Genomic DNA, 9013 nt, shown 5'->3' with positions numbered 1-9013 from the left:
CGCCCGGAGAGCACCTGCCTCGCCACCGTCCGCGATCGCAGGTCGGCGACGGGTCGAGCTTCGCCGCCGAATCGCCTCAGCCGCGACGACGGTCCACACCTCCCGTTCGGCCGGCGATCAGGCCAAGCTCACCCGCCCGGCGGACCCCGATCCGCCACAGTCCGCAGTCCCGGTTCAGGTGGATGCTGCGCCGGTCTGCCGTGCTCGGCCGGGACGGCGGCGAGGCGACCGCCGAGCAAGCCCGGAGCCGTAGCGGCGCGCGTGGCTCCAGCGGGTCGGCCAGGCACCCTCAATGCCGGTCGCCTTCACCTCCGTTCCCGATGCCCGAAGGCCTAGGCCGGGTGTTGTGCGGGTCAGGCATGGTTGCGCACCGCCTCGACGATCCAGGCTTCCGCCGTGGTGCGGGTGGCGGGTTCCCAGGTCATGAGCCAGCCGCCGTCGGGGCGGGCGGCGGCGCGGAACTGGTAGCGGCCCTGGTCGTTGTCGACGAGGCCGAAGGCGCCGTGCGGGTACTCGGCGAGGACGGCGTCGCGCACGGCCAGGTCGACGAGCACCGTGCCGAGGCGCGGGCGGGCGACGGCGGCGCGGATGACGTCGAGCGAGCCCCACGCGGCGCGCGGGACGAGGCCGCTGCGGTCGGTCTCGATGCGGATGGCCGGCCCCGGCCCCGGCGGACGGTCCGGCAGCCCGTCGAACACCCAGCCCGGCAGGGCGCTGAGCAGGCCGGACCGCAGCCGCGCGCGGCGGCCCAGCTTGCTCATCACGGTGGTGTAGTCCTCGTCGCCGAAGAAGCGCACCTCCCACGGCTCCGGGCGCGCCGGGAAAACACCGGTCACCACGCCGCGGATGAAGCCGCCCCGCAGCACGCGGTAGAGCCCGACGGCCTCCGCCGTCACCTGGCCCTCGGGCACCAGGCCGAGCTCCGCCATGCCCGCCACGAACCGCGTGTACTGCTCGATCTCCTCGATCAACGAAGGCACCAGCGTGGGCCCGAACGACTGCCGCACCTGGTCGGCCAGGCTCAGCTCTTCCGCGCCCGAAGACCCAGAAGTCCCCGAGGCCCCAGAAGACCCAGAAGACCCAGAAGCACCGTCAGCCCCGGCACCTCCCGAGTCACCCCGCGCCCCGGACTCACCCGAGCCGTCCCGAGGATCCCGGCCTTCCGCAGACCCCGAACCGCCCCGAGCGTCCCCGGCACCAGGCTGCCCCGAGCCCTCCGAGCCAAGGCCCCAGCCATCCGCACCGCCGGACGACCCCGACCCGCCCCGAGACTCTGAGCCTCCGAAAAAGCCCGTGCCTCCGACAGCACCGGAACCGAAACCTCCACCGGCCTCCCCATCGCCTCGGGAATCCGTACCACCACGGGACCCCGGGCCACGAGAACCCCGGCTCCCAGGCGGCCCCGAACCACCGGAACCGGAACCACCCACCCCCTCCAGCACGGGTGGCACCGTGAACTGCGGGTCGTAGAACTCCATCACCGACGGCCGCTCCGGAACCTCGGCCCGGAGCGGCGCGATGACTTCGTCGATGACGTCGAAGACTGCGGTCGCTGAACTCACCCCTCCATTGAACACCCTGGTACCGACAATTTTTCGAACTTTTGTTCGACTCGCCGCCACCTTGCGCCGAACGGTCGGTCAGCGGGCCGGAACCGGGGCCGCCCGCATGGTCGGAGCCAGGAAGTACACCGACACCACCAGCGCCCCGACCACGCCCAAAGTCCAGTGCAGCCCGATGCCGCCGGCCAGGGCGCCGATGAGGACCGGCCCGACGAGAAAGCCGAAGTAGCCGCACGCCGCCACGGCCGCGATCGCGCGCCCCGGCGCGGAAGGCTGCTTGCGACCGGCCGCGCTCCACGCCAGCGGCACCATGCCGGACACCCCGAGTCCCACCACGGCGAACCCGGCCACCGCGAACCCCGGCACCGGCACGGCGACCACCAGCACGAACCCGGCCACCGTCACCAAGGTCGCCACCCGCATGAAGAGCACCACCCCGAACCTCGCCACCAGCCGGTCGGCCACCACCCGGACCGCGATCATCGTGATCGAGAACGCGAAGTACCCCAGCGACGCCAGAGCAGCCGACGCGACCGTGACGTCGCGCAGGTAAACCGCGCTCCAGTCGTTCACCGTCCCCTCGGCCACGAAGCCGCAGAACGCGATCACCCCGAGCGGGATCAGCGCCTTGCCCGGCAGCGCGAACGCCGCGTCGCCCTGGCCGCGGTCGGCGCCCGGCAGGAAACGCGTCGACGCGGCCAGCGCGACCACCAGCAGCACCACGCCGGTCACGGTGAAGTGCACCCCGATCGGCACGCGCTCCAGCAGCGCGCCGACGCCGGAGCCCAGCAGCCCGCCGACGTTCCAGAACGCGTGGAACCCCGCGAAGATCGGCCGCCCGTACGCCTCCTCGACGCGCGCGGCGTGGGCGTTCATCGACACGTCGAGCAGGCTGTTGCCCACGCCGAGCACCACGAGCGCACCCACGAAAGCGACCAGGTCCGACGCCAGCGCGGCCAGCGGCAGGCCCGCGCACAGCACCGTGGCCCCGGCCACGACACCCCGTCGGCTGCCGATCTTCGTGAGCAACGGCCCGGCCGCCACCAGCGCCACCACGGACCCGGCCGCCAGGCCGAACAGGCCGATCGCCAGCTGCCCCGCGCTCAGCCCCGCGTGGGCCTGCGCCGCTGGGATCCGCGCGGCCCACGTGGCGAACGCCGCCCCGCACACCGCGAACACCACCGAAACGGCCGCCCGCACACGCCGCGTCTCCTGCATCGAAACGTCCCCCAGACGCGAAGAAGGGGCCACCCGAAAGTCTCGGGTGGCCCCGACGGAAACTCCGCCTGCTACTTGGCCTTCGCGGTGCTCGCCTTCTTCGCGGGCGCCTTCTTGGCCGTCGTCGTCTTCGCCGCAGCGGCCGACTTCGTGGCCGAAGCCGACTTCGCCGCCGTGGACTTCGCCGGCGCCTTGCGCGTCGTCGTGGTGCGGCGCTTCGGGGCCGGGCCCTTCGCCCGCTTCTCCGCCAGCAGCTCCGCGCCGCGCTCGGCCGTCAGCTCCTCGATGCTGTCGGACTTCCGCAGCGTCGCGTTGTACTCGCCGTCAGTGACGTACGGGCCGAAGCGGCCGTCCTTGACCACCATCGGCTTGCCCGACACGGGGTCGTCGCCGAGCTCCTTCAGCGGCGGCTTGGCCGTGGCCGAGCGGCCCCGCTGCTTCGGCTCCGAGTAGATCTTCAGCGCCTCTTCCAGCGTGATCGAGAACAGCTGGTCCTCGGTCTGGATCGAGCGCGAGTCCGTGCCCTTCTTCAGGTACGGCCCGTAGCGCCCGTTCTGCGCGGTGATCTCGTCACCCGACTCCGGGTCCTTGCCCACGACCCGCGGCAGCGACAGCAGCTTCAGCGCGTCTTCGAGCGTCATCGTCTCGATGGACATCGACTTGAACAGCGAGCCCGTACGCGGCTTCGGCTGCTTCGCCTTGGCGGCCTTCTTCTGCGCGGCCGTCGCGCCCTCGGGCAGCGGCTCCGGCTCGGGCAGCACCTCGGTGACGTACGGGCCGAAGCGGCCTTCCTTCGCCACGATCTCGTGCCCGCTCACCGGGTCGACGCCCAGCTGACGGCCTTCCTGCGGCGTCGCGAACAGCTTCTCCGCGATCTCCGACGTCAGCTCGTCCGGCGGCAGGTCCTCGGGCAGGTTGGCGCGCTGCGACTGGCCGTCGACCTCGCGCTCCAGGTACGGCCCGTAGCGGCCCACGCGCACGACGACCTTGTGCCCGTCGGCGTCGTTGAACAGCGGGATCGAGTTGATCTCGCGCGCGTCGATGCCCTCGACGCTGCCGTCGACCAGCTTCTTCAGCCCGCCGAGCCGCCCGACCGAGCCCTCCACGCCGAAGTCGCCGCCGAAGTAGAACTTCTGGAGCCACTCCACGCGCTGCTCGTCGCCGTTGGCGATGCGGTCGAGCTCGTCCTCGAGACCGGCGGTGAAGTTGTAGTCCACCAGGCGCTCGAAGTGCCGCTCCATCAAGCCGATCACGGCGAACGCGACCCACGAGGGCACCAGGGCGGAGCCCTTCTTCCACACGTAGCCGCGGTCCTGGATGGTCTTGATGATCGACGCGTACGTCGACGGGCGGCCGATGCCCAGCTCTTCCAGCTTGCTCACGAGGCTGGGCTCGGAGTAGCGCGCGGGCGGCGAGGTGGTGTGGCCGTCGGCCGACAGGTCGGACGCGGTCAGCCCCTGGTCCTTCACCAGCACCGGCAGGCGGCTCTGCTTGTCGTCCGCCTCGCCGCCGGCCTCGGTGTCGACGGCCTCGACGTAGGCCTTCAGGAAGCCGGCGAAGGTGATCGTGCGGCCCGAAGCGGCGAAGGTGCACTCCTCGCCCGAGGTCGCCGTGCCGACGATGCGCACCGACATCGTGGTGCCCTTCGCGTCGGCCATCTGCGACGCGATCGTGCGCTGCCAGATCATCTCGTACATGCGGAACTCGTCGGAGTCCAGCTCGCCCGCGACCTGGCCCGGCGTGCGGAACACCTCGCCGGACGGGCGGATCGCCTCGTGGGCTTCCTGCGCGTTCTTCACCTTGCGCGTGTACTGCCGCGGCGAAGGCGACACGTACTCCTTGCCGTACAGCTGCGTCGCCTGGCTGCGGGCGGCCGAGATCGCCGACTCCGACAGCGTGGTCGAGTCGGTACGCATGTAGGTGATGTAACCGTTTTCGTACAGCTTCTGCGCGATCCGCATCGTGCGCTCGGACGTGAAGCGCAGCTTGCGGCCCGCTTCCTGCTGCAGCGTCGAGGTCATGAAGGGCGCGTACGGCTTCCGCGTGTACGGCTTCTCCTCGACGCTGGACACGGTGAAGTCGCGGTTGGCCAGCGCCTGCGTCAGGGCCTGCGCCTCGGCCTCGCCGAGCACGCGGATCTCCTTGGCCGTGCCCTTGAGCTGACCGTCGGAGTCGAAGTCGCGGCCGGTGGCCAGGCGGGCGCCGTCGACGCCGACCAGGCGCGCCGGGAACGTCTGCGGCGAAGCGTCCTCGCCGGCGTCCATCGTCGCGGAGATGTCCCAGTACGAAGCCGAGGTGAAGCGCATGCGCTCCCGCTCACGCTCGACCACGATCCGCGTCGCGACGGACTGCACGCGGCCCGCCGAGAGCTTCGGCATGACCTTCTTCCACAGCACCGGCGAGACCTCGTAGCCGTAGAGGCGGTCGAGGATGCGGCGGGTCTCCTGCGCGTCGACGAGGTCGACGTCCAATTCCCGGGTGGCATCCGCGGCCGCGCGGATCGCCTGCTCGGTGACCTCGTGGAACACCATGCGGCGCACGGGCACCTTGGGCTTGAGCGTCTCGAGCAGGTGCCACGCGATGGCTTCGCCCTCGCGGTCGGGGTCCGTGGCGAGGTAGAGCTCGTCGACGTCCTTCAGGAGGCCCTTGAGCTCGGTGACCTTGGACTTCTTGTCCGGCGTGACGATGTAGAGCGGCTTGAAGTCGTTGTCGATGTCCACGCCGAGGCGCGCCCACGACTCGCCCTTGTACTGGGCCGGCACGTCGGCCGCGCCGCGCGGAAGGTCGCGGATGTGCCCGACGGAGGACTCGACGACGTAGTTGCCGCCAAGGTAGGGGGCGATCTTTCGGGCCTTCGTAGGCGACTCGACGATCACCAGCCGCCGAGTCCCGGCGCCGTTCGTCCCGGTGCCGTCCTTCTTGGTCCGTGCTCCTGCCACGCTGCCCTGCTCTCCACTCATCCCCGCGCCATCGCCCTCGATGGCGGCGGCACTCCTTTTACCCCTCGACGAGGGGTGCTGCGCCCGCGTCTTCGACCTGCCAGTGTGCACGCCCGCACCGGCCGCGCAGCGGCTAGGTGGCCTGACACGCCGCCCGGCCCCTGCCCGTCGGATCGCCTGTGACCTCGGCGATGTTTCCTCTCCACACCTAGCACGTGATTCCGGACACGTGCCGTGCAGGGTATCTCGCGATCACGCCGATACCCTCCGTTCGACGGTGGTGGACCCGACGTTGGCACCGCTTCACTTACTACCTCGTCGAGCCGAAAGGAACCACCATGACCCGACGCCTGCTCGGTGGCGTGCTCGCGGCCGTGGCCGCGTTTGCCCTGGTCACCGCCCCCGAGGCGAGCGCCGCGACCACCACGTTCTCCGGCACGGTGGCGCTGTCCAACTGCTCCGGCTCGGTCGTCAAACCGGCCGGAACGCCGGACACGGCACCCGCGCTCGTACTTTCCAACGGTCACTGCCTGGAGTCGGGTTTCCCCGATCCCGGCGAGGTCATCGTCGGCCGGCGGTCCACTCGGACCTTCAGCCTTCTGTCGTCGGACGGCAAAAGTTCACTCGGGACGCTGAGGGCCAAAAAGGTCGTGTACGCGACCATGACCGACACGGACGTGTCGCTCTACCAGCTCGACACGACGTACGCGGCGATCAAGCAGAAGTACCGGGTCTCCCCGCTCGAGCTGGTGGCGGCGCACCCGGCCGCGGGCACGCACATCGACGTGGTCTCGGGCTACTGGAGGACCATCTACTCCTGCTCGATCGACGGGTTCGTGCACGAGCTGCACGAGAACGGCTGGGTCTGGAAGGACTCGATCCGCTACACACCCGAGTGCAGGACCATCGGCGGCACGTCCGGCTCCCCGATCGTCGAGACCGCGACCGGCAAGGTCATCGGCGTGAACAACACGTCGAACGACGACGGCCAGCGCTGCACGCTCGACAACCCGTGTGAGGTCGACGGATCCGGGAACGTGACCGTGCATCCCGGTACCAAGTACGGCGAGGAGACGTTCGGTATTCCCGCGTGCCTGACGGCGGCGAGCGAAATCGACCTCAACCGGGCCGGGTGCACGCTGCCGAAGCCTTAGCCGACTGCCTCCAGGACGTCGCCCAGCAAATACTGAAGGGGACTCTCGCCGCCTCCGCCGCGACGTGAGTCCCCTTCGGTGCGTTCGGGCCGGGTTTCCTCGCGGAGCTCCGGCAGCTCGGGCCACGCGGCCTCCGCGCCCGCGGGCGCCTCGCCGATGAGCTCCAGCAGCCCGTCGAGCTTGCGCCGCCCGGTCAACCGCGCGGCAGGCTCCTCGGCCTTGGGCCCCAGCAACCGCGCGTGGACGCCGAGCGGTGCCAGCGCGGCCAGCAGATCGTCGTGCAGGTGGGGCGCCAGCGGGTCCATGCCCAGCAGGTAGCCCGACGGCCCCTGCCGCCCAGCGGCCAGCGCCCACATGCGCAGCATCGCGCCGCTCAGCCGGAAGCCTTCGGGCAGCGCTTTGCCCGAATCGTCTTCGGACGGACCCGAGCAGCCCCGCCGCAGCCACTGCACCGACAGCGGCAGCAGGTCGACCCGGAACGACGTCCGCACCTGTGGCCGCCCGCACTCCCGAACCGCCACCTGCGCATCGGCCCCGCGCCGCCGGCACTCGCGCGCCAGCACCCGGGCGCGCCACTGCTCGTCGACGTCCACGGACAGCCGCGCCGCCGTGCGCCCGAAGCCGGTGATCTGCCCTTGGCAGCACAGCAGGCCGGCCAGGTCTGAAAGCCCCGGGCCGCTCGCGTCTGCGGAGAACAGCGAGATCGTCCGATCCACGCGGATCATGATAGAACACAAGTTCGATCGGACGCGAGGGTTGTGCGGCGGATTTTCGCCGATCGAGCGATCATGCCGGCACGCGTTCGTCGGCTCCGCGCGGCGCGATGACCGCGGCCACCACCATCGCGGCGGCGGCGGCGAGGAACACCGCGGGCAGCGTGAGCAGGCCGAAGACGGCGATGCCGAGGCAACCGCCGATCTGGCGCGCGAAGGTGAGCGTGGCCATGCCGGCGCCGAGGATGTCTTTCGGTGCCCAGGACTGCGCGAGCAGGGTGTAGGCCTGCATGGACAGGCCCAGCGCGGCACCACTGCATGTGAGCCCTACGACTCCGACGACTCTCGCCGGGTCCAGCAGCGGGAGTGCCGCCGTGGCAAGGAGTCCGGCCACGCCGAGGACCAGGCCGAACCGGCCCCACGCCGTGACCTTCGGCCACCTGCGCGCGAGTACCGCGAAGCCCGTCGTCGCCAGCACCTGTCCGACGCTCATCGGCAGGAGCAGCAGGCCCGTGGCCACCGGGCGCGCGTCGCCGAGGGCGAGCGGGACATAGGTGAAGCTGCCGAACAACGCCACACCCGTCAGGAACGTGACGGCGACAGTCCGTGCGAGGCCGGCGTCGGCGAACAGCCGGGGTGGAACGAGCGGCGCGGTGGCACGCCGTTCGACCTGCACGAAGGCCACGGTCGCGACCAGCGCGACGGCCACCAGGACGGGCGCCTCACCGCTGCCGCCGCTGCCGAGCATGACGACACACCCACCGGCGACCGCGACCAGAACCGCGCCCGCCCAATCGAACCGGATTCGGCCCGCGCGTCGCGTCCCGGGCACCGAGCGAGCCCCGAGGAATAGGGACACAACACAGATCGGCAGGTTGATCAGGAAGATCGACCACCATCCCGCGACGGCCGCCAACAGGCCACCCAACGGCGCCCCACCGATCGACGACACCGCGAACACCGCCGTCAGCCAGCCTTGCCGCCGCACCAGCTCGTCGCGATCGAACAGCTCCGCCATGGCCGCGACGGCGGCCACGATCAGCCCGCCCCCACCCAGCCCCTGCACCGCGCGAAACCCGATCAACACGGCCAGGTCCGGCGCCAGCGCACACCCCACCGACCCGACGGCGAACGTCGTCACCGAGCCGACGAACATCCGCCGCCGCCCCCACCGATCACCGAGACTCCCGTGCACCGGCGTGGCGACCGCGACCGCCAGCAGGTACGCCGCCGTCACCCCACCCACCGAGCCCGGATCACCCAGGTCCGCGCCGATCGACGGCAACACCGCCACCACCACGCTCGTGTCGAGCGAAGCCATCAGCATCCCCAGCACGAGCGCGGCGAACGCGGCGTCGCGGCCACGGGAAAGTATGTGCATATCGCACACGTTATGCATGCGAAGCGCACGCAGTCAAGGTAGGGTG

6 protein-coding genes are annotated in these 9013 nt (G+C 71.0%); 1 reads left to right on the top strand and 5 read right to left on the bottom strand.

Annotation, left to right across the window (positions count from 1 at the left end; translation table 11 throughout):
* Window positions 1-353 precede the first annotated feature (353 nt).
* The 3 genes from ACFY1H_RS05250 to topA all read right to left on the bottom strand — a co-directional run bounded on the left by ACFY1H_RS05250 (window position 354) and on the right by topA (window position 5740).
* Window positions 354-1007: an ESX secretion-associated protein EspG gene (locus ACFY1H_RS05250; RefSeq protein WP_366588841.1), complete on the bottom strand. Its 654-nt coding sequence runs from the start codon at window positions 1005-1007 to the stop codon at window positions 354-356.
* 633 nt (window positions 1008-1640) lie between these two features.
* Entirely contained in the window at window positions 1641-2780 is a 1140-nt protein-coding gene (locus ACFY1H_RS05245) for an MFS transporter (RefSeq protein WP_386944730.1), read from the bottom strand.
* A 71-nt stretch (window positions 2781-2851) separates the two neighbouring features.
* On the bottom strand, window positions 2852-5740 hold the full coding sequence (topA, locus tag ACFY1H_RS05240) for a type I DNA topoisomerase (protein ID WP_366588797.1): 2889 nt from the start codon (window positions 5738-5740) through the stop codon (window positions 2852-2854).
* A gap of 317 nt (window positions 5741-6057) precedes the next feature.
* Here topA and ACFY1H_RS05235 point away from each other — a divergent pair, with 317 nt between their 5' ends.
* The gene (locus ACFY1H_RS05235; RefSeq protein ID WP_386944728.1) at window positions 6058-6873 is read left to right on the top strand and encodes a serine protease; all 816 of its coding nucleotides are present in this window, start codon (window positions 6058-6060) and stop codon (window positions 6871-6873) included.
* On the opposite strand, the gene ACFY1H_RS05230 is transcribed toward ACFY1H_RS05235, so the two are convergent.
* Together ACFY1H_RS05230 and ACFY1H_RS05225 are read right to left on the bottom strand one after the other, a co-directional pair.
* On the bottom strand, window positions 6870-7589 hold the full coding sequence (locus ACFY1H_RS05230; protein ID WP_386944726.1) for a hypothetical protein: 720 nt from the start codon (window positions 7587-7589) through the stop codon (window positions 6870-6872). The two genes, ACFY1H_RS05235 and ACFY1H_RS05230, sit on opposite strands and share 4 nt — an antisense overlap.
* Window positions 7590-7659: 70 nt before the next feature.
* Window positions 7660-8967 (bottom strand): MFS transporter, encoded by a 1308-nt coding sequence (locus ACFY1H_RS05225; protein ID WP_386944724.1) that lies wholly within the window; start codon window positions 8965-8967, stop codon window positions 7660-7662.
* Window positions 8968-9013: the final 46 nt, after the last annotated feature.

The organism is Amycolatopsis sp. NPDC001319, from assembly GCF_042896185.1.
In the GTDB taxonomy this organism is placed as follows: domain Bacteria; phylum Actinomycetota; class Actinomycetes; order Mycobacteriales; family Pseudonocardiaceae; genus Amycolatopsis.
The sequence above is the reverse complement of the archived record's forward strand: the minus strand, read 5'-3'. Positions and strand labels throughout refer to the sequence as shown.

What these genes read in the sequence shown, in the direction of transcription:
- ACFY1H_RS05235 (WP_386944728.1), top strand. Translation starts at nt 6,058, where the DNA reads ATGACCCGACGCCTGCTCGGTGGCGTGCTCGCGGCCGTGGCCGCGTTT.
- topA (WP_366588797.1), bottom strand. Translation starts at nt 5,740, where the DNA reads ATGAGTGGAGAGCAGGGCAGCGTGGCAGGAGCACGGACCAAGAAGGAC.
- ACFY1H_RS05245 (WP_386944730.1), bottom strand. Translation starts at nt 2,780, where the DNA reads ATGCAGGAGACGCGGCGTGTGCGGGCGGCCGTTTCGGTGGTGTTCGCG.
- ACFY1H_RS05225 (WP_386944724.1), bottom strand. Translation starts at nt 8,967, where the DNA reads ATGCACATACTTTCCCGTGGCCGCGACGCCGCGTTCGCCGCGCTCGTG.